This is a genomic window from Moorena producens 3L (assembly GCF_000211815.1).
Classification (GTDB): Bacteria; Cyanobacteriota; Cyanobacteriia; order Cyanobacteriales; family Coleofasciculaceae; genus Moorena; species Moorena producens.
This window is the reverse complement of the sequence record NZ_GL890816.1, coordinates 18,498-38,630: the sequence shown is the minus strand read 5'-3', so window position 1 is coordinate 38,630 and position 20,133 is coordinate 18,498. Positions and strand designations below refer to the sequence as shown.

The following is a 20,133-nucleotide window of genomic DNA, read 5'->3' as shown; positions in this document are numbered from 1 at the left end:
ATTTAATCTAACTTATTTAATTTAGTTTTCAGACGAGTGCGCACATATTTATATACTGTGGCATAGGGTATATCCATGCCACACAATCCCTTTAACCAAAGTTGCACTTCCCCATAACTACTAAATCCTTCCGATTGTTGTAATTTAACTCGTAATTTTTCCTCTACGTCTAGGGGGATATTTATTGGTCTACCTGGCTTTTTTTTATGCTCTAAAAACGCTTACATTCTACCCCGACGATATAGACTAAACCACTCTGATACCTTGGTGCGGTGGCATCCTAAGTGCTTTAAGTTTTTCTGGAGATTCTTTAATTTCTAATTAAAAAAGAGAAATGCTATATATTAACCTTTCTTGCCTAATTCAAGTATAGCATTATTTGAAAAAATTCCTAGACCACAGAGAAGAGGGAATAGGAAACAGAGAAGATTATCAAACAGAGACAAGGATGTTTTTGTTATAGCAGTCTAAGCAAAGCTTAGGACATATTTCTTTTACCTGCTCAAAAGTCCCTGCTCCCGACTCCCTCAAACAATTTGTTACAAAAATTTTCAAAATATGTTATAATAAAATATTTTTGTGCTATAGTATAAGAGTGGGCGCTGAGACGCCCAGAGTCAAGAGCTAGCCCGGGAACAGTCCAATCTCTACGGGCTAGCTCTGGCTCCCCTATAAAAAGGAGATACTTTAATGATGACCTATTCTGAACGCCTTCATCCGTGGGTGGTCATTCGGCTGTTACCACAAATGCAACGAGTTGTTGTTGCTCGCTTCCGCAATCGATCGGATGCCGAAGGACATTTATGGGCCCTGAAACGATTGATGCCGGATGCAGAATTTATAATTGTTTTTGATGTTGGTAATAATCGGATCGATGAGGAATCTTAGGGGGTAAATCTCATGTAGCGGTTTGGGACTTTAATCACCATTGAGTTTGATGATCGATTTGAAAATGGTCTAGCTATCAATCCTTAATCCAATTCTCAGATATCACTCACCTTGGTTTCATGTTACCCCCTCACCCTAAGGTTAGGGATTCCAGGCACAGCTTCTGATGCTGGGGTTGGGCAGTTGCGTAGGGTGCCAGGTGCGTAGGGTGCGTTAGGGGCGGACTAATTCTGATTTTTCCTATCCTAGCCAGCCTTGGGATAGTCCGTCCCGTAACGCACCACCCACAGGCTCGCACTCATTAGGTTTGCAGTGACATCTAGGCAGGGAAAGCACGATTATGAATAAATTACTTAAAATAGCCCTCAGCACTACTTCCTTAGTCGGGCTGTGTTTGATGGCACTAGTCGTACAAGCCGGGAGCTGGGATAATTTCAAACTCCGTTACTTCCATCTCACTGCCTATCTCCACAACCAAGACCAAGAAATCACTGACCTCCAAAAACAAAACCTTAATCTAGCCAAATCCACTCGCATTAATTTAACGGAACTCCTCAATGGTGGTCCCCCAAAAGACGGTATTCCTAGTATCGATAATCCCAAGTTTGATACGTCTCAAACCACACCATTTTCTAAAACAGAAACTGTGATTGGTGTGGTAATTAATGGAGAAGCCAAAGCCTATCCTTTTGGGGTCATGAATTGGCATGAATTGGTGAATGACACAGTAGGTGGCCTTAATGTTAGTGTATCCTATTGTCCCCTTTGTGATACTATAGTTGCCTTTAATCGCAGCAATACAACCTACGGTGTTACAGGCAAACTTTATCAAAGTTGCCTAGTAATGTATGACCGTGCCGATGATACCCTTTACTCTCAACCTTGGGGGATGGGTATTATTGGTGCTAAAGTCAATCGTAATCTTAAAACAATTCCCGCTATCAAAACTACTCTTGGTTCTTGGTTAAACAAGTATCCCAACAGTAAAATTCTATCCACTAACACAGGTCATAACCGGGCTTACTTCAGCTATCCCTATGGTAGCTACTATACCGATAAGCAAATTATTTTCCCAGTCAGGAATCAACAACGACTTACCCTTCATCCCAAAGCTATTGTTAGCTATGTGTGGGAAGCGGATCAACAAACCCCTAAAAACCTATTTTCTGGGGCTAGCTATCAATTTGTCCATGACCAATTAAAAAAAGTCGGCGAAAAAGTTGTAGAATTCAATGGTCGTCCCATTAGAGCACGTTGGGATAGCCAACTCCAAACTGTATTAGTAGAAGAATTCGACGGCACTCCCATCCCCAGTTCTACTGCTTTTGCCTTTGTGTATGCAGCTTACTTTGGTAAATAACGTTATAGACAAAGGACTTAACCCAATTGAAAACTGCAATAACTCATGACTAATATAGCGGTTTATATCCTCATTAGTTAAACAGAATTTTTTCCCTGTTACCTGTTACCTGTTACCTGTTACCTGCTCCCTACTCCCTACTCCCTAAAACCAAAATATTTGTACCTCACCCAATTAAAAACCGCTATAACCATGACTAATAACCACAATATCTTAGTAATTATCCCTGTTCTCAATGAAGAAACCACTATCACTGGGGTAATTAAGTCTCTTCAATCCTATAATTTGAACAATATTCGGGTAGTCGATAATGGCAGCACCGACAACAGTATTATTAAAGCAAAAGAAGCCGGTGCCGAGGTAATCTGTGAGCCTATTCCTGGTTACGGTCGAGCCTGTTGGCGGGGATTGCAGCAACTAGACCGAGATATTAATTGGATATTATTCTGTGATGGCGATGGCAGTGATGACTTAAGTTATTTACCCCAGTTTCTAGCTGCTAGGAATAAGTATGACCTAATTTTAGGTAACCGCCGCGCCACAGTAGATGGACGTAACGCGATGACCCCAGTGCAAAATTTTGGCAACTGGCTAGCTACCTTCCTGATCGGTTGGGGTTGGGGACACTGGTATCAGGATTTAGGACCATTGCGGCTAATTCGCCGTTCAGCTTTGGATGAAATCCAAATGCAAGATAGAGGGTTTGGCTGGACAGTAGAAATGCAAGCCCGTGCGATTGAATGTAGTTTGCGAATCTGTGAAATTCCTGTTGGTTACCGTCGCCGACAAGGGGGACGCTCGAAAATATCTGGTACCCTTTCTGGTAGTGTCCAAGCAGGAACAATAATTTTGATGACTTTAGGTCGTCTATATCTACGTCGCCTTAAGCTTAGCCACGCAGATGGGACAATTGCTAGAAGTGTTGAAAAGGGAATAGGGAATTTCCATCAATCCTAGTTTCACATCTCAAATGAAAACGCTATATATATGGCTTAGTTCTCTACTCCTGTTGTTAGGTTGTATCTTGATTGTACCTCATGGAGATTTCCGAGAGGTGGGAGCTGTGCCTCGATTTTGGTTAGGTATCAGTGTGATTAGCTTAGGTTTTCTGTTGTCTTGGGGATTAAGCGTCTATACTAGATATCCTGCGGAAGTTAGCAACAGTAAACTTGGGATTTCCCAACAAGCAAAAAGAATTAACAACAGAATTAACAACAACAGTATCAAGACCAGACTTTGGCAAGGAGTCTACAAAGGATTTACTAAGAGGATATCTGAAAAGTTTTTTGATACTGAATTTCGCCCCCCTAGCCCCCCAAATTTGGGGGGGACTAGAATCCAATTTGATGGCAAAAGTCCCCCAAAATTGGGGGATTTAGGGGGCTTTAATGTAGCAAATGATACTTCTCAGACAACCTCTAAATCTCTTAGTATAAAGTACTTACGAAAACTCAAAACTCAGCACTCAGGACTAAATTTTTGGAGTACTACTATCCTCAGCAGGCTGCTACTGCTACCAATGTATCCTGGAGATGATGTATGGCGCTATCTATGGGAAGGGTATATTCAAACATTAGGGTTTAGTCCATACCATTTGCCACCTAATGCTACTGAACTGATTCCCTACCATACGGAATGGTGGTCACTAATCAATCATCCTACTGTTTCTGCTATCTATCCACCAGTAGCGCAATTAGGTTTTCGGATGTTAGCGCTGATTGACCTTAAGGTTTGGTTATTCAAAATTGCATTTATCTTAGCTGACTTATTAATCTGTTGGTTACTCAGTCGTCGATTTGGTTATCACCAGGCAATTTTCTATGCCTGGAATCCTTTAATAATTTACTCCTTTGCTGGTGGTGCTCATTACGACAGTTGGTTTGTTTTCCCCCTAGTTGCAGCTTGGTTAGTCTTTGACCGAAAAACAGAGAGTTTAAGGCAGACAGAAATAACAGAAATAGAGGAAAAGTTGGAGATTGGAACAGTAGCAGAAAAATCCTCATTTCCTAACCCATTGATGTCTTCATCGGATCACTCCCTGACCTGGTGGCACTGGATTGCTTCGGCTTTGCTGGTAGGAATTAGTATGGCAGTGAAGTGGATGTCTTTGCCAATTTTAGGGTTTCTGACCTGGCAAGCTTTCCGAAAAGTAGGGGTAAAACTAGCAATAGTAGTGCTATTGTGCGGTTTCTTACCTTTTGGCATCACTGCTCTCCAATTTTGCTCTAGTGGAGAATGTCCTTTGATTCCTACTGGATCAGTGTTTGTGTCCCATGGTCGCAGTGCGGAATTGATTCCTTATATTGTTAGCGAATATTGGGAACCCTCTCGCTGGGTTAATTGGATTTATGCTTTTCCCCTAGGCTTAACGGTAAGTTGGCTAATTTTGCGATCGCGCAATTTTCAACAATTCACCGAATGGTACTTTTTTTCCCTGCTAATCCTATCTCCGATTATCCATGCTTGGTACTTCACTTGGATAATTCCTTTTGCTGTTCCTTATCGGAATCTGGGAGTACGTTTAGTCAGTATCTCTGCTTTTATTTACTTTGTACTTCAGCATCGCATGGCTTTAGGTAACTACAGCTGGTATCTAACTCCTCAGGAGCGATGGTGTTTATGGTTACCCTTTGTTTTGGGTTGGTTGTGGACCCATTACCGCAATCCTAATGTTGCTCTCAACCAAAACTCAGATTGATTAGCTTTAATCAAAATTGCCTAGGTCAAGGTAAGCTATCAGCTATCAGCTATCAGCTATCAGCTATCAGCTATCAGCTATCAGCTATCAGCTATCAGCTATCAGCTATCAGCTATCAGCTATCAGCGATTAGCGCTACGCGCACGCTTCTTGAGGTGCTATCAGCTTTTGAATAAAACAGGTAAGCATTGCTTTAATCTGAGTTACATCTTTTGAATAAAACAGGTAAGCATTGCTTTAATCTGAGTTACATTAGCTGACGGCTGACGGCTGACGGCTGACGGCTGACGGCTGACGGCTGACGGCTGAATGCTTACAGGTCAAGCATCTTATCAGCTAAGTCATCTGAATTACTATGAATACATCCAAGAGATTACTAACCCTAGTTCCAACCCTGATTATCCTGACAAGTTGTACACTTTCCGTACCGATAAATAAAGCACCAGCAAAAGAGTCCCAAGTACAAGTAAATAGAGGCTCTGACACAACTCTATTGAATTATGACGACTATGCTACTGTCCTAAAAACCCATGTCAACAATAAAGCGCTAGTTAATTACCAAAAATTGCAGCAAAATCCAGAGCAGCTGGAGACATTTAATGCCTCCTTAGGTGCTGTTGAGCCTAGCACCTATCAGTCTTGGGATGAAGCAGAAAAAATTGCTTTTCTGATAAATGCTTACAACTCCTTTACTCTAGAATCCATTATTGACCAAAACCCGCTCAAAAAGAGTATTCGGGATATTAAAGGAGTCTGGAAAGGACGCGAATTCAACATTACTGGAGAATCTAAAACCTTAGATAATATTGAACACAAGACACTGCGTGCGGAATTCAACGAACCCCGAATTCATATGGCTTTAGTTTGCGCCGCTATCAGTTGTCCTCCCTTAAGAAACGAACCTTATACTGGGGAAAAAATCGATCAGCAACTGGATGACCAGACACAGAATTTTCTAGTTAGTCCCCATGGCTTTCGTATTGACCGTCAAGAAGGTAGCGTATATCTTTCTTCCATCTTTAAGTGGTTTGGGGAAGATTGGAAAAAAACCTATGGTGTCGATGACAAATTTACTGGTAACGCCAATCAACGGGCGGTGTTAAACTTTATCAGTAACTACCTTAGTCCAGAGGATCAGGAGTATCTTGAGCGGGGGAATTACAAGATAAAATATCTGAACTATGATTGGTCTTTGAATAAACAATAAGCTGTTAGGAATTTTTATGCCTAACAGCAAGGTAGAATGCAGAATGCAGAATGCAGAATGCAGAATGCAGAATGCAGAATGCAGAATTGACAAGAGTTTCAGGGGTGGTTTCCTGATTTAATAAAAGGCAGTTTAAATGCGGGACAGCTTAACCAATAAACAATAACCAATTAACCGGTTTATTGATTAATCATTATCGGTATCCGTGTAGGAATTGTGATAATTTTTGTTCCCTGTTCCCTTTGCTATCAGGATTTGTTATGGTTTGTTATTTTTTAAGACGTCTTTGGTAACAAGGCTAATCAAGTGGTATATTCCGCATTAATCCGGACATAGTCATAACTCAAATCACAACCCCAAGCCTGACCAACACCATGACCATTGCCCACATTAATCTGAATTAAAACCGTATCTTCTTTAAGATAAGCACCAGCAGCAGCCTGCTTGAGATAATCACTAGCCTGTTGACGGTCAAACCCTAAGGGTTGACCATTTTCCATCAGCAACACATCCCCTAACTGAATCCGCAGGTTTTCTTGCTCAAAGGGTACTCCTGCACGGCCAGCGGCTGCGGCAATTCTGCCCCAGTTTGGGTCTCGTCCAAAGATGGCAGACTTGACCAAGGATGACCCAACAATCGTCTTAGCAATTTGACGAGCCCCTTTATCATCCGGTGCGCCAGTGACTTGGACTTCAATCAAACAGGTTGCCCCTTCTCCATCCCGTGCGATCGCTTTTGCCAAATGCTGACATACTGCTGTCAGCATCCCCTCCAACTTCTGAGCTGCTGGTCCCATTTCTGTAATTGCTGATGTTCGGGACTGACCATTAGCCAAGGCAATTAGAGTGTCATTGGTGCTGGTATCCCCATCTACCGTAATTTGATTAAAACTTTTATCCGCTGCCCGCTGTAACATCTCTTGCCACAGGGAAGTAGAAACTGCAGCATCACAAGTTACAAATGCTAGCATAGTCGCCATGTTGGGATGAATCATACCAGATCCCTTAGCCATACCACCAATCCTGACCGGACGGTCATCAATCATGGTTTCCATAGCAATGGATTTAGTGACTAAATCCGTGGTAATAATCGCTTGAGCTGCTGCATCGGAACCAGTTTCGGATGCTTGTGCTACCAATTGGGGAATTCCTGACAATAGAGCATCCATCTTGATACGTTGACCAATCACCCCTGTCGATGCCAACAAAATCGAATTAGGAGAAACATTGAGTGCTTCACCCAAAGCTTTAGCACTAGCTAGAGCATCCTGCCAACCCTGCTCACCCGTTGCTGCATTGGCTTGTCCAGCATTACACAAAATAGCACGAGCACTAGCTTTAGCTTGTAAGCGTTGACGGCAATAATCTACACAAGCAGCCCGGACATGACTGGTGGTGAACACCCCAGCTGCGATCGCATCCACCTCTGATAATATCAACCCTAAGTCTGGCTGACCCGAAGGTTTTAAACCTGCGGTAATGCCTGCTGCCTGATAGCCCCTGGGAGCTGTTATCCCACCACTAATCTCTTGCCAGTCCGACATGATTCCTCCATTTAAACCATAATTCATGCCCAATCCGGGATTATACCAAGTCTTCTGGACTTACGCACCAAGGGTATTGATCTGTAGCTTGATGTGTAGCCGTAATTTCCAGAATTGCTATAAAATCTCAAAACTTTACAAAAAAACAAAAAAAGGGGTTACACCCCTCATACAAAATAGTGTATATTTTGATATGTAGATGCACCCTGATGATCGGGAGGGTCACGACAGTGACTCTCCTTTTCTTTGTTATTTGTTATTTGTGATTGGTCATTAGTGATTGGTGATCAGCAACAGCTGGCAAGCCCGTTACCTCAATCACCCTTGAGCTTCTTGCCCAAAATTTGGTTAGTCAGCTTAGGATCAGCTCGTCCGCTAGTTTTCTTCATCACCTGTCCCACAAAGAAACCTTGCAGCTTGGTCTTACCATTGCGATACTGTTCGAGTTTCTTAGGATTGGCAGCCAGTACCTCATCAATAATGGTTGAGAGTTGATCCGGGTCAGAGATCTTAATCAAACCCTTACGTTCCACCAGTTCCCTAGCAGAACCACCTTGAGACAGTAATTCTGGCAAAATCTCCTTGGCAATCTTACCACTAATGGTGTCATCATCAATCAAGTTAATCAGTTCTGCCAGAGTATTGGGTTTCAGAGCAATCTCTGTAATAGCCAGTTTCTCAGTCTTAAGATAAGCAGCAATATCTCCCATTACCCAATTTGCGGCTTGTTTGGGATTAGCATTAGCAGCAACACTTGTTTCAAAATACTCTGCCACTTGACGATCATCCGTCAACACCCGGGCATCATAGGCAGAAAGTCCCAGTTCACTTTCATAACGATGCCGCTTCTGGGCAGGAAGTTCTGCTAGCTCACTGCGCCATTGCTCTAATTGTTCCGTTGACACTTCAATCGGTGGTAAGTCAGGTTCAGGAAAATAGCGGTAATCGCTAGATCCTTCCTTAGTCCGCATACTAATGGTGCGTTGACTACCCTCTTCCCAAAGGCGAGTTTCTTGAATAATCGATTTTCCAGCTTCCACAGCTGCGATTTGCCGGTCAATTTCGTACTCAATCGCCTTCTGGATAGCATTGAAGGAGTTCATATTTTTGATTTCAACTTTGGTGCCAAACTCCTTTTGACCCACAGGACGTACAGAGATATTGACATCACAACGCAGGGACCCTTCTTGCATGTTGCCATCACTGACACCGATGTAGCGTACAATCCGACGCAGCTCTTGAGCGTATTCTGCTGCCTCTTGACCAGAGCGCAGATCCGGTTCTGATACTATTTCAATCAGGGGTACCCCAGCACGGTTGAAATCTACTAGGGAGTAGGTAGAACCAGCCAGTCGGTCACTACCAGCATGAACCAGTTTCCCTGCATCTTCCTCCATGTGTAGGCGAGTGATGCCAATCGTTTTACGGATAGGATTACCGTCATCATCGGACACTTCAATTTCCAGTGAGCCATGCTCAGCAATGGGCAAGTCGTATTGGGAAATCTGGTAGTTTTTGGGTAGGTCAGGATAAAAATACTGTTTCCGGTCAAATTTGCTGTAGGGAGCAATCTGGCAATTGAGTGCTAAACCCGCTTTGACAGCATACTCTAGTACCTTTTGATTCAGAACCGGTAACACCCCTGGCATCCCCATACAAATTGGGTCAATATTGGTATTAGGGGTAGCACCAAATTTTGTGGAAGAGTTAGAAAAAATCTTGGTTTCGGTACTAAGCTGACAATGGGTTTCTAAACCAATGATTGCTTCGTATTGAGTTTTAGCTGGTGCAGCAGTAGTCATTGGATGTTATGATTAAGGGTTAAGTTTATTGATGGAACTTAGGGCATTTTTTGTCCACTATTCCCATTAATGTACACTATTTCATTAGCTACAGCGTCAATCATTGCAATTACTGGCAGGATTCAAGTTAACAATTTTTAGGTAACTTTTGATGTTTCCAGCTTGGTAATTGTTCGACCTTTTTACATACCATTATTATAGCAAATGTGTCTTACGCTATAATGTCGTAAGTGTAATGTTAAAGGGCTTTTTTTAACTAAATACTTACGTTTAATGGCTAGGCTAGCTGATGAAAATTAGAGACTGTTTATAAAGTAAATCTTAAGACAGCGATTACTTGGTGAATATTGGTGGGTTACGGCGGACAGCTCTGTTAATAGGTGAGCTTTTCTCTTGGTGCGCGTTCACCCTTGTCGGGAAACCCGACCGGGGTCGCACCGCAATCAGCTCATCATCTTTCCCTGTCGTGATCAGGAGTGTAGCGATATCACAGAATCATCTTAATGTCCAGATCACCCGGCTGTTTTTTAGTCAGCGATTTTAGATTAATGTGACTAAAGATTCGACAGAAAACAAAGGTCTTTCATAAGCTAGGCGATGGACGCGCGTCCCGCTTTCAGCGAACGCATATCAGCCTGTGATCGCCTTTCATCAAGCAATCATCCAGTGATCTTATTAGGTCAAATCAGGGGTAAGCATGACTAATCGACAAATCCCACTAACAGAAGACTACACTCGCCCTTGGGCTCTTATGCGTCTACTGCCTAAATGCCAAAGGTACACAGTTGCTAGGTTCTTTAATCGTCAGGATGCTGATAACCATCTCCGATTTTTGGATCGGTATATGCCAGAAGCAAAGTTTGAAGTAGTTTTCGATCTGCCTATCAATGAGGATACTAATCAGGTGCTGTAACACGTTAACAATAAATAACATCGGGCAATAACATAGGGTGTAGGTAAACCTATGGTTTTCAAGGGCCGCCCCATAGCTGATTAGGGTTTAACCTACTAAAAACTCATTCTGAGCTGTTGCTCCTAATACCTTGCCCTAACCCTTAACATTAAATTCGACAGGGTATTAGGTACCTATTGATGAGATTGCAAAAATCCTGAAATTCTCTCCACTGCTCTTTCCAAAACTTCTGGTTCCTGTACTAAGGCAAAACGCACATAGCCTTCACCAGCCTTGCCAAAACCAGCTCCTGGAGCAACAGCAACCCCAGTGGCTTCTACCAAGCTAGTACAAAATTTCACTGAGTTCCCTGCCCAAGGTTCTGGCAATTTTGCCCAGACATACATAGTGGCTAGTGGCACTGGCACTGACCAACCAATCCGGTTTAAAGCATCGACAAAGGTATCCCGTCGCTGTTGATAGGTGGTGACTACAGGTTTAACAATGTCTTGAGAACCATTCAACGCTGCGATCGCACCATTGAGAATCCCCCTGTATTGGTTAAAGTCAATGGCCGCTTTCACCTGCCGCAAAGCTCGAATCACTTGAGCATTACCGATAGCATAGCCAATCCGGAAGCCTCCCATATTGTAAGACTTGGAAAAGCTAAAAAACTCAATCGATACAGTTTTATCTGGGTCTGCTTGCAAAACTGAGGGAGCAACAGAGGTGGGATTAAGGCTTTCTGGGATTTTCCCGATCTGCTCCCCATTCCCTGTGGTATCTTCAAAAACGATATCAACGTAGGGAAAATCGTGAACTAATACCAGATTATGGCACTGACAAAACGCTACTGCTTCCTGAAAAAAAGATAAGGGTGCGATCGCAGTAGTGGGATTATGGGGATAACTCAACACCATCATCCGTGCTTGAGCTAGCACTGCCTGGGGGATATCCTCAAATACAGGCAAAAAATTATTTTCTGCCAATAGGGGCATGGGATAAATCTGACCACTGGCTAGGTGGACACCACCGGCATGGGAAGGATAGCCTGGGTCTTGTAGCAGAGCAAAATCCCCTGGATTAAGCACAGCTAAAGGTAAATGAGCTGTGCCTTCCTGAGAACCAATCAGTTGTAGCACCTCAGTTTCTGGGTCAACCGGAATACCGAATTTTTTAGTATACCAGCTAGCTGCTGCCTGACGAAAAGCTTTAGTACCATGAAACAGCAAGTAACCGTGAGTGCTGGGATCATACAACGAAGCTTCAATCGCAGCACACACATGCTTGGGAGCTGGTAAATCGGAAGACCCTAATGATAGGTCAATGATTTCTTTCCCAGCAGCTGCCAACGCTTTTGCCTGATCCATATCGGCAAATACATTTGCTTGCAGGGGTTGTAAACGTTGGGCAAACTGCATTTTAATCTTTAGTCTTTTTCTTTTGTCTATTCATGCACGAGTCTTTCCCATCGGTTGCGCTGGCATTCCTCCCATTGCCCCTTACTTCCCTAATTTAAATTCTCATCCAGCATAGTCTGCAATTTAGCTTTGCTAATTGCTCCTTCATGGGATTTGGCTAGCTCACCATTTTTAAACAGTCTTAGAGCAGGGACACCCTCTACCTTGCACTTGGCAACGGCATCTTTATTTTGGTCTACTTCCATCTTAATGACTTTTAAGCGATCGCTATAATTTTCCGCAACCCAGTTTATTGATGAGGATACTAAGCGGCATGGTCCACACCAAGTTGCCCAAAAGTATACCAGTACTGGCTTCTCGGCTTTTAAAACTTCGGCTTCAAACTCTTGATCTTCGATTGTAATCACATTACTCACAACGGTATCCCCTCAAAATACTAGATTAGACTGCATTGACACAATCTATATATTAATTGCTTGAACTTTCCCCCAGCTCAAGCATGGGGGATTATCAACAATTGTTACGATATGGGCGTAGAGCCGCATCTGGACAGGTTGAGTATAGGATATTTTACTATGACTGAAAACATCATACCGTTTGCATAATATTAAAACTTCCTTGAAAAAGAAGTTTTAATCAAGCCGTCGGAGTTGTCAGCCTTTATGCTTTATCGGCTTTTATAAAATCGAAATTTATACAATTGCACAAAAATTTGCACAAAAAAACGGGTTAACCCGCTATACAATTGGTCAACCCGTGAGCTTGGGAACGCCTAAATGGACTACTTTTGTAGCACCAACTTAACGTTGGCATTGTTTAGGCCACGCTGCTTGACTTCTGCCAAGGTCTTGTTAACGGCATACTTCTGGTTGATGGAGTTGATCAACTCGGTTTGGTTGTGCTTCTTCGCCACACCCCAAAGGTCACCAATCAGGTCAAAGGTGCCATCACTGTTGCGAGACCAACCTAGATCATATTCGCCTTCGAGAACGGCAACCAAGTCAGCGCGAACTCGTTGACCATTGTAGCCGCGAACATCAGCTTCTGTCTTAACATTGATTCCCAGGTCACACAGGGAAGTCTTCAGGATTTCGGCATCGGTGATTTTAGTGCGCAGAGTGCTAAAGTGAGACATGTGGATTTCCTCCAGAAAAGGTATCAGAGAAAGGACAACGTAGCGTTTTACTTTTATGGCTAGCCGCCCTCAACAATTACAAGCGGCTACTTATCAAACTGCTAGCAATTTTTTGCTAGCCTTTACTCCTGTTGGGAGCAGGAGAAAGCCTGTTAGAACTCCATACGCTGATATTCAGCTACGGAGGATGCAGCAGGTCGCGCGCGTTGCCTAGCCCAGTCCCTCAGGGCTGCAACCTGCTCTGTCATCGTGCGCGATAGAGGCTGAGTTGATTTAATCGCGGCAATAATATCCAGTTGAGTAAACTCCCGGTCTTGAGCAAATGCCTCGTACATCGCTGCCACCAGGGCTTGTTCAATCTCAGCCCCAGAAAAACCTTCAGAAACCTTAGCTAACTGTTCAATGTCAAAGCGGTCAATATCTCCACGCCGCTTTTTCAGGTGAATTTCAAAGATTTGCTGGCGTTCTTGGGTGTTGGGTAAATCAACAAAAAATATCTCATCAAAACGACCTTTGCGCAGGAATTCTCCTGGTAGGCGCTCCACTCGGTTGGCTGTCGCCATCACAAAAACTGGTGAGGTTTTTTCTTGCATCCAGGTCAGGAAAGAACCAAAGATTCGACTTGAAGTACCCCCATCAGAGTCAGAAGAACCACTGCTACCAGCAAACGACTTATCAAGCTCATCTATGAAGAGAATAGCTGGAGAGATTGATTCTGCCGTCTTCAAAGCATTGCGCAGGTTGGCTTCCGAGCGCCCTACCATCGAGCCATCGTATACCCGCCCCATATCCAGGCGCAATAGTGGCAGACCCCATAAACGAGACGTAGTTTTGGCAATCAGAGATTTACCACAGCCAGGAACCCCTAGAATCAACATTCCCTTCGGTTGAGGCAAACCATATTCTCTCGCCCTCTCTGTAAAGGCATTAGAGCGCTGCTTTAGCCAACGCTTCAGTTCCTCTAACCCTCCTATAGAATCGAGGGTTTCATCTTCTTCGATATACTCTAGGATACCGTTGCGGCGGATGATCTGCTTCTTCTCGGATAGAACAATATCGACTTCAGCTTCGGTGAGACGACCAGCTTTAACGTAGGCTTTGCGATAAACCTTCTCTGCTTCATCCCGGGTCAAGCCTAATGCTGCTTTGAGCAGCTTTTCCCTAGTTTCTGTAGTAGTTCGACGAGTTTTGCTCTGATCCAGTTGGTGGGATAGGACTTGGTTAAGTTCCTTAAGGTTTGGTAGGGGAAAGTCAAGCACGACCACTTCCTTTTCCAACTCAATAGGAATCTGCTGCACCGGGGACATTACGATGATAGACTTTTTAAGAGACTTCTTAGCTTCCTCCCTAAAGCTTGCCATCGCATCCCGCAACCATCGGGTAGTTGCTGGTGCATCGATAAAGGGATGTAAGTCCTTAAAGATGTATATACCAGGTTCTTTTTGTTGAATTACCCACTGAACTGCTGCCTCAGGAGAGACCGTATTGTGCTGAGTGGTGTGGCGCGATTGACCATACTCAACAATCCCGTGAGTGACGGTCCAAACAAAGACTCGTTGCTGTTGAGACTTCCTTTGAGCAATCATTGCTATTGCCCTCTCTGCCCGCTCCTCCTCGGGAGTCACGAGGTAGATTAGAGGATATTGAGCTTGAATGAGAACGTTTATCTCTTCTTGCATAACTCTACCTAATATTAGAGACGGCTTACAACTGCCCAAACATCTTCAACTGAACCACTGAGCTAACTAAGTCTGCTCTGGGAGTAGATTAATTTGTCTACCTTAACTTTGGCTACCTTAACAAGGAACCAATTCCTCTTCTCCGTGAGAATCGGTAATGGAGCATACTTTCGCTGTTACCTTTTCTACTGGGAGTTCTTCCGATATCACACCAGGTTGGTTTTTCAGAGCAACTAATTGTCCCTCTGAGAGAACCAAGTCACTAGAACACTCAGGACAGGAGTATACTTGATGGGTTTGTCCATATTGGTCTACCTCTTCAACCACATCTTGGTGTTCTATGTAGAATATAATCGCCCTCTCAACCATAGCTGACATTGATTCAGAATCAACAGCCGCTTTTATTTTGAGCCGACGGTGCAATCCTGGTGGAAGATAAAGAGTAACTTTTTGCTTGTCTTGCATATATTTTTTATATCGTTGTACCCGGGTATGTATTTAACCTTATCGGCTTCCTCTCTAGCTGTCAAGACATTAAGCTGCTATGACGGCATAATTGTTACATTACTTAATATTAGGGGGCGGAAGGAAGATGGTTATCTTATTGATATGGAATAGGATTTAGTTGGCAAGGGATGGAGCGCCCTCAAAGGTAGCGATGGTGAGGCCAACGACAATCTCCACGGGTCTTATAGCGCTACGCTTAGCGTGAGAAGGAACGAAGTCAGAAGTCAAAAGTAAGCGATTACTTACGTTTCGGAGTTTAGGAATGTCAAACATCTGAATGGGTAGTGCTATACAAAGTAAGGACTAACACCTAAGGCATTACCTTCAGTCCTCCACGACATATCAGTTGTCCAGTTGTGAGGGTAAGTTCAAGAAGCTCCACCTCTGGTCCTAAATTTATTAGAAACCCATCTAAGCTAATCGGGGGGGCATCAGGGTCTATCTGAACTTGCAAGGGGTTCAGTTCCAGTTGGTTGGGGGTCGCCAGTTGGATACCAGCACGAATTACTATCAGCTTGGTACCAACATCAGGATTAGTTGAAATGCCTCTTAAGGTCAGCTGTCCTATATTGATATTAATCTTTTGCCAGCGTATTTGTGGCTGTTTTGGGTCGTTACCGGGTTTAATGATATCATCTGATTTAAGGAATGTATATAATAACTCCGTCAAAGCGTTAGATAACAAGGGTGCTTCAAGAGATGATTGCAGGTCTGGTTCTAGGAGTAATAGCTGACCCACTACGGGAACTGGTTCTAAAAGACGTAGGGGTTTACCCTTAATTATCTGACCCAGGTTAAGTTTAATATTACTGCCTTCGAGCTGAATTTGGGTTAGATGCAGTCCTTGATAAACTGCTTGGTTGGCAGCAAGGGCAACCTGAGGAATGTAACCAGTCAGGATTTGGCGATCGCGTCCCACAATGCTTAGTTGCAATGTAGCAACTTCCTCTACTTGCGATCGCAGCCACAGCCGTAGCGCTGGGGAAATAACTTTGCTGATAATCTGGCTTGGCTTTTGCTTCGAGCTTTTCGGAGTTTTAACCAAAAGAACACCTTCTTGTACTATTTGTACATAGTATTTTGAAGTCGTTGTCTAATGGAAATCAACTCCTGGGCACACTATAAGCATAAGGCAAACTAAATTCAGCATCACCATAGTCCAGAAGACAAAGCTCAAGCCAAATGTTGGGTCATGGAGGAAAGAGTACAAAAAATTCTTTCACAGTGGGGTATTGCGTCACGGCGTCGAGCCGAGAAGATGATAGCCGCAGGACAAGTGCGCCTAAATGGTACGACTGTACATTTGGGGCAGAAAGCTGATCCAGAAACAGATGTAATCGAAGTGGATGGCAAACCGATAAACCCCTATCAGCGACCTCAATCTATCTACCTTTTACTGAACAAGCCTGCTGGAGTAGTTTCCACTTGCCGAGATTCCCGGAATCGTCCGACAGTAATTGACTTATTACCGGATAAACTAACCAAGGGTCAGGGGATTCATCCTGTAGGAAGGCTGGATGCCGATTCTACAGGTGCATTACTACTGACCAATGATGGTGAGCTAACATTTCGCCTGACCCATCCTAGTCATCACATACCTAAGACGTATCAGGTTTGGGTACGGGGTAATCCCCCAGAATCGGTCCTGCAAACTTGGCGTGAAGGTGTTAATCTGCTGGGTAAAAAAACGTTACCCGCTCAAGTCCGTGTACTTAAGCGTAAGGGTCAATCCACACTTTTGGAGGTGGTCTTAACCGAAGGTAGAAACCGACAGATCCGTCGTGTTGCTCAACTGCTAAGCTATCCAGTGATTCATCTACATCGTACTGCTATTGGCCCGATTAAATTAAATCTACCAGGAGAGCCAATTCTTCCTTGTGGTGACTACCGTGCCTTGAATGATGTAGAGGTGAGTTTTCTTACCAGTAAATCCACCATTGTTCAGTAAAAATGCCAGCAGATGTCGAGGAGTACCGTGTATGAATGAAAACAAAGTCCCGTTGCAGGAACAACAACAGAAGAAGCTGGCAGAAATGGGTTCATACCTGTGCCAGTTACGCACTCAACAGTCTAAAAGCATTGGGGAAATTGCCACTTGCACCCGAATTAATGCACGATTTTTGAGGGCAATAGAGCAAGGCAAGCTAGACCAATTACCAGAAGCTGTGTATGTTCAAGGGTTTATCAAGCACTTTGCGGATGCACTAGGCTTAGATGGAGACGAGTTTGCCAAGGCTTTTCCCACTGGGGTAACTGTACAAAGGTCAACACTTTCGTGGGGTAACAGTTGGATTCCTCAACTGCGACCGTTTCATCTTTATTTGTTCTACATTGGCTTGGTTATTGGTTCGGTGAGTGGCTTATCTGTCCTAATCAACCCTTCTAAGCCACAAATAACTGATAAGGAACCAAACTTGTCTCCAGCTCAATCATTACCGACACCCGGTAATTTAGATCAAACTAACTCGCAAGCGCAGTTAGCCTTAACCAAGATACCGTCCAGTCCACATAAGCCAGTTCAGGTGGATATCACTCTCAAAGGTAGATCTTGGCTTCTGATCGTGGCAGATGGCAAGAAAAAATATGAAGGCATCCTAGAAGAAGGAACCCAGAAGACTTGGGTTGCTAACGAAAAACTATTTGTTAAAGCTGGGGATGCTGGCAATGTAATCGTTGAGTTCAATAACCAACAGGCAAAGCAGATGGGGGCTCCTGGTGCAGTACAAGCATTAACCTTTGCCGCTAAACCTAGACCCTCTCTCCAGTAGTCAAGCTTTCTAGGGGAAAAGCATTAAATTCATCAATCTTAAACATTAAAAAAGCATATAATTGGGGGCAAAAACCTATAGATTTTAATAAAAAAATCGCAACCTATAGCATTTAAAATTAAAAATAGATTCATGAAAACCAATGCTGATTTACCATAACACGAAACAATTGTCGGCTCTCTTTCCTAATGTTACCTGTTACCTTTGTTAATCAATTAAATTTGAACATATCAAATTCAAATGCTATAGCACTTAACTTATATAAAGTCCAGTTAATCCCTTGTATAGACTAGAATTGTGTAGGATTGTGAGTTGAAGATTGTCAACTAATAATTAACATTTTTGTCAAAAAATAAACAACCAATAATGAACTTAATAGGATTAATTGTTCAAACTATTCCAATACAATATAACTAGGCTTGCTAGTCAGAACTGGGAGCGCGACCGTAAGTGTGAGTGAGGATTTTGAGGCGATTAGCCAATTCTTCACTCAACGCATTCGGTTGATAGCGCCATTGCCAGTTACCTTCCACGGTACTCGGAAAATTCATTCGAGCATCTGTGTCCAGACCTAAAATATCTTGCACAGGAATAATTGCTTGGTTGGCAATACTACTGAGCGCTAATCGGATTAAATCCCAATGGATGCCTTCTTGGCTGACTGGTCCGGAGTAATTAATTATAATCTGCTTATCTTCAGCAGAGAGTTTTTTAAACCAACCCACTGTTGTGTCATTATCATGGGTGCCGGTGTAAACCACACAGTTTTGGATATAGTTAAAGGGTAAGTAAGGGTTACTTGATCCCCCACTAAAGGCAAACTGTAAAATTTTCATACCAGGAAACTGGAAGCGTGAGCGTAATGCTTCTACTTCTGAAGTGATGATCCCTAAATCTTCCGCAATAATTGGCAAATTGCCCAACTTGTCTTGGAGTACTTCAAAAAATTCTTTTCCTGGTGCCTTAACCCATTCTCCAGTGATGGCAGTTGTTTCTCCTTGCTTGACTTGCCAGTAGGCCTCAAATCCCCGGAAATGGTCAATCCGCACAATGTCTACATACTCCAAGATGGTTTGGAAGCGTTGTATCCACCATCGGAAGTTATCTGCCTGTAACTGTTCCCAGTTATAAACTGGATTACCCCACAACTGACCTGTGGCACTGAAATAGTCCGGAGGCACCCCAGCCATGAGTGTGGGTTCGCCAGTTTCGTGATCAATGGCAAAGATTTCCCGATGAGCCCAGACATCAGCACTATCGTGAGCCACATAAATTGGAATATCACCAATAATCTGGATCTGGTGATGGTTGGCGTACTGTGTGAGAGCTGACCACTGGCAGAAAAACTCAAACTGTAGGTATTTGTAGAAATAAATTTCATCTTGCAATTTCTGCCGCCAATACTCAACTGCTTTGGGTTGAGCCATAGCAATGTCTCGTTCCCAAGTATGCCAGCTACTCTGGTCAAACACATCACGAACAGCCATAAATAAAGCATAGTCTTCCAACCAGCTGGCTTTTGCTTGACAAAATTCTGTAAATTTATGGTGCTGTTGGGGTGAGGCGTTGGCACGGAAGCGATCGCAAGCTTGGTATAACAGGGGCATCTTGGTTTGAATTACCTGATTATAATCCACTGAGTCGAGGGGAAACTCTGGTAGATTGGCAAAGTCTTCATCCTTGAGCAGTCCCTGCTTTTGCAATTGTTCTGGGCTAATGAGCAGGGGATTGCCTGCCATGGCTGAGTAAGAGCCATAGGGAGAGTTACCATACCCAATCGGACCAAGGGGCAAGATTTGCCAGTATTGCTGGGCGCTTTGTGCCAAAAAGTCAATGAATTGATAAGCCTGTAAACCTAAGTCACCAATACCAAAGGGACTGGGTAGGGATGTCGGATGGAGCAAAAGACCACTAGATCTGGGAAAAGGCATAAAAAAGCGATCAACAATATTGACATACTCCCGGCGCTGAATCAAAGATTACAGGGCGGGATTCTCACAGACAGTGATTCTTGATTCATCGAGACAACTTATTGAATTAGATTTCTCTTCATCAACAGCGGTCGAACTCTCCTCAAGCGTTCCCGGTTCCCCGGCAGATCCCCTATGCCCTAGGGTACTGTTGTTATTGCACTCAACACCTAGAATGTTCATACCTTTGTTTAAAATATTTAATGCCGCATTCGTATCCCGACATATTTCTGTCTTGCATTTAGGGAGCATCCCAATTTGG

The 20,133-nt window shown here is 43.5% G+C and carries 17 protein-coding genes; 8 read left to right on the top strand and 9 right to left on the bottom strand.

Features of this window, described 5'->3' with window-relative positions; genetic code table 11:
• Positions 1 to 693 precede the first annotated feature (693 nt).
• The 5 genes from LYNGBM3L_RS00490 to LYNGBM3L_RS00465 all read left to right on the top strand — a co-directional run bounded on the left by LYNGBM3L_RS00490 (position 694) and on the right by LYNGBM3L_RS00465 (position 6,153).
• Positions 694 to 888 carry a hypothetical protein gene (locus LYNGBM3L_RS00490; protein ID WP_008177713.1) on the top strand — a complete coding sequence of 65 codons (195 nt, stop codon included), beginning with the start codon at positions 694 to 696 and terminating at the stop codon, positions 886 to 888.
• A gap of 340 nt (positions 889 to 1,228) precedes the next feature.
• Entirely contained in the window at positions 1,229 to 2,248 is a 1,020-nt protein-coding gene (locus tag LYNGBM3L_RS00485; RefSeq protein WP_008177711.1) for a DUF3179 domain-containing protein, read from the top strand.
• 192 nt (positions 2,249 to 2,440) lie between these two features.
• On the top strand, positions 2,441 to 3,205 hold the full coding sequence (locus LYNGBM3L_RS00480; protein ID WP_008177709.1) for a glycosyltransferase family 2 protein: 765 nt from the start codon (positions 2,441 to 2,443) through the stop codon (positions 3,203 to 3,205).
• 13 nt (positions 3,206 to 3,218) lie between these two features.
• Positions 3,219 to 4,946, top strand: a complete 1,728-nt coding sequence (locus LYNGBM3L_RS45330; protein WP_193374683.1) for an MptA/MptB family glycosyltransferase — start codon at positions 3,219 to 3,221, stop codon at positions 4,944 to 4,946.
• 355 nt (positions 4,947 to 5,301) lie between these two features.
• Entirely contained in the window at positions 5,302 to 6,153 is an 852-nt protein-coding gene (locus tag LYNGBM3L_RS00465; protein ID WP_008177703.1) for a DUF547 domain-containing protein, read from the top strand.
• Positions 6,154 to 6,455: 302 nt separating this feature from the next.
• On the opposite strand, the gene argJ is transcribed toward LYNGBM3L_RS00465, so the two are convergent.
• On the bottom strand, positions 6,456 to 7,697 hold the full coding sequence (argJ, locus tag LYNGBM3L_RS00460; protein ID WP_044491804.1) for a bifunctional ornithine acetyltransferase/N-acetylglutamate synthase: 1,242 nt from the start codon (positions 7,695 to 7,697) through the stop codon (positions 6,456 to 6,458).
• 314 nt (positions 7,698 to 8,011) lie between these two features.
• Positions 8,012 to 9,499 (bottom strand): Asp-tRNA(Asn)/Glu-tRNA(Gln) amidotransferase subunit GatB, encoded by a 1,488-nt coding sequence (gatB, locus tag LYNGBM3L_RS00455; protein ID WP_008177699.1) that lies wholly within the window; start codon positions 9,497 to 9,499, stop codon positions 8,012 to 8,014.
• 697 nt (positions 9,500 to 10,196) lie between these two features.
• On the opposite strand from gatB, the gene LYNGBM3L_RS00450 reads away from it, so the two are divergent.
• A complete protein-coding gene (locus LYNGBM3L_RS00450) occupies positions 10,197 to 10,412 on the top strand; it encodes a hypothetical protein (protein WP_008177697.1) in 216 nt (71 codons plus the stop codon).
• Positions 10,413 to 10,585: 173 nt separating this feature from the next.
• Here the strand turns inward: LYNGBM3L_RS00450 and LYNGBM3L_RS00445 are convergent, their stop codons facing one another.
• The 6 genes from LYNGBM3L_RS00445 to LYNGBM3L_RS00420 all read right to left on the bottom strand — a co-directional run bounded on the left by LYNGBM3L_RS00445 (position 10,586) and on the right by LYNGBM3L_RS00420 (position 16,178).
• Entirely contained in the window at positions 10,586 to 11,812 is a 1,227-nt protein-coding gene (locus LYNGBM3L_RS00445; RefSeq protein WP_008177694.1) for an LL-diaminopimelate aminotransferase, read from the bottom strand.
• An 89-nt stretch (positions 11,813 to 11,901) separates the two neighbouring features.
• Complete coding sequence (locus tag LYNGBM3L_RS00440; protein WP_008177692.1) at positions 11,902 to 12,228, bottom strand: thioredoxin family protein; 327 nt, start codon at positions 12,226 to 12,228, stop codon at positions 11,902 to 11,904.
• Between the two features lie 365 nt (positions 12,229 to 12,593).
• On the bottom strand, positions 12,594 to 12,947 hold the full coding sequence (locus LYNGBM3L_RS00435; protein ID WP_008177691.1) for a DUF1257 domain-containing protein: 354 nt from the start codon (positions 12,945 to 12,947) through the stop codon (positions 12,594 to 12,596).
• 152 nt (positions 12,948 to 13,099) lie between these two features.
• Positions 13,100 to 14,626, bottom strand: coding sequence for a stress-responsive protein Ycf46 (ycf46, locus tag LYNGBM3L_RS00430; RefSeq protein ID WP_008177688.1), 1,527 nt, complete (start codon positions 14,624 to 14,626; stop codon positions 13,100 to 13,102).
• Between the two features lie 117 nt (positions 14,627 to 14,743).
• Positions 14,744 to 15,091 carry a slr0373 family blue light stress response protein gene (locus LYNGBM3L_RS00425; protein ID WP_008177686.1) on the bottom strand — a complete coding sequence of 116 codons (348 nt, stop codon included), beginning with the start codon at positions 15,089 to 15,091 and terminating at the stop codon, positions 14,744 to 14,746.
• A 352-nt stretch (positions 15,092 to 15,443) separates the two neighbouring features.
• Positions 15,444 to 16,178: an LmeA family phospholipid-binding protein gene (locus LYNGBM3L_RS00420; protein WP_008177685.1), complete on the bottom strand. Its 735-nt coding sequence runs from the start codon at positions 16,176 to 16,178 to the stop codon at positions 15,444 to 15,446.
• A gap of 147 nt (positions 16,179 to 16,325) precedes the next feature.
• On the opposite strand from LYNGBM3L_RS00420, the gene LYNGBM3L_RS00415 reads away from it, so the two are divergent.
• Positions 16,326 to 17,081, top strand: coding sequence for a pseudouridine synthase (locus LYNGBM3L_RS00415; protein ID WP_008177683.1), 756 nt, complete (start codon positions 16,326 to 16,328; stop codon positions 17,079 to 17,081).
• 31 nt (positions 17,082 to 17,112) lie between these two features.
• Positions 17,113 to 17,901, top strand: coding sequence for a helix-turn-helix domain-containing protein (locus LYNGBM3L_RS00410; RefSeq protein ID WP_008177680.1), 789 nt, complete (start codon positions 17,113 to 17,115; stop codon positions 17,899 to 17,901).
• A gap of 422 nt (positions 17,902 to 18,323) precedes the next feature.
• On the opposite strand, the gene malQ is transcribed toward LYNGBM3L_RS00410, so the two are convergent.
• A complete protein-coding gene (gene malQ, locus LYNGBM3L_RS00405; protein WP_044491801.1) occupies positions 18,324 to 19,832 on the bottom strand; it encodes a 4-alpha-glucanotransferase in 1,509 nt (502 codons plus the stop codon).
• Positions 19,833 to 20,133: the final 301 nt, after the last annotated feature.

Coding starts and splice junctions, on each gene's coding strand:
- gatB (WP_008177699.1), bottom strand. CDS start 9,499: ATGACTACTGCTGCACCAGCTAAAACTCAATACGAAGCAATCATTGGT.
- LYNGBM3L_RS00450 (WP_008177697.1), top strand. CDS start 10,197: ATGACTAATCGACAAATCCCACTAACAGAAGACTACACTCGCCCTTGG.
- LYNGBM3L_RS00480 (WP_008177709.1), top strand. CDS start 2,441: ATGACTAATAACCACAATATCTTAGTAATTATCCCTGTTCTCAATGAA.
- LYNGBM3L_RS00465 (WP_008177703.1), top strand. CDS start 5,302: ATGAATACATCCAAGAGATTACTAACCCTAGTTCCAACCCTGATTATC.
- ycf46 (WP_008177688.1), bottom strand. CDS start 14,626: ATGCAAGAAGAGATAAACGTTCTCATTCAAGCTCAATATCCTCTAATC.
- LYNGBM3L_RS00485 (WP_008177711.1), top strand. CDS start 1,229: ATGAATAAATTACTTAAAATAGCCCTCAGCACTACTTCCTTAGTCGGG.
- LYNGBM3L_RS00425 (WP_008177686.1), bottom strand. CDS start 15,091: ATGCAAGACAAGCAAAAAGTTACTCTTTATCTTCCACCAGGATTGCAC.
- malQ (WP_044491801.1), bottom strand. CDS start 19,832: ATGCCTTTTCCCAGATCTAGTGGTCTTTTGCTCCATCCGACATCCCTA.
- LYNGBM3L_RS00435 (WP_008177691.1), bottom strand. CDS start 12,947: ATGTCTCACTTTAGCACTCTGCGCACTAAAATCACCGATGCCGAAATC.
- LYNGBM3L_RS00490 (WP_008177713.1), top strand. CDS start 694: ATGACCTATTCTGAACGCCTTCATCCGTGGGTGGTCATTCGGCTGTTA.
- LYNGBM3L_RS45330 (WP_193374683.1), top strand. CDS start 3,219: ATGAAAACGCTATATATATGGCTTAGTTCTCTACTCCTGTTGTTAGGT.
- LYNGBM3L_RS00415 (WP_008177683.1), top strand. CDS start 16,326: ATGGAGGAAAGAGTACAAAAAATTCTTTCACAGTGGGGTATTGCGTCA.
- LYNGBM3L_RS00410 (WP_008177680.1), top strand. CDS start 17,113: ATGAATGAAAACAAAGTCCCGTTGCAGGAACAACAACAGAAGAAGCTG.
- argJ (WP_044491804.1), bottom strand. CDS start 7,697: ATGTCGGACTGGCAAGAGATTAGTGGTGGGATAACAGCTCCCAGGGGC.
- LYNGBM3L_RS00445 (WP_008177694.1), bottom strand. CDS start 11,812: ATGCAGTTTGCCCAACGTTTACAACCCCTGCAAGCAAATGTATTTGCC.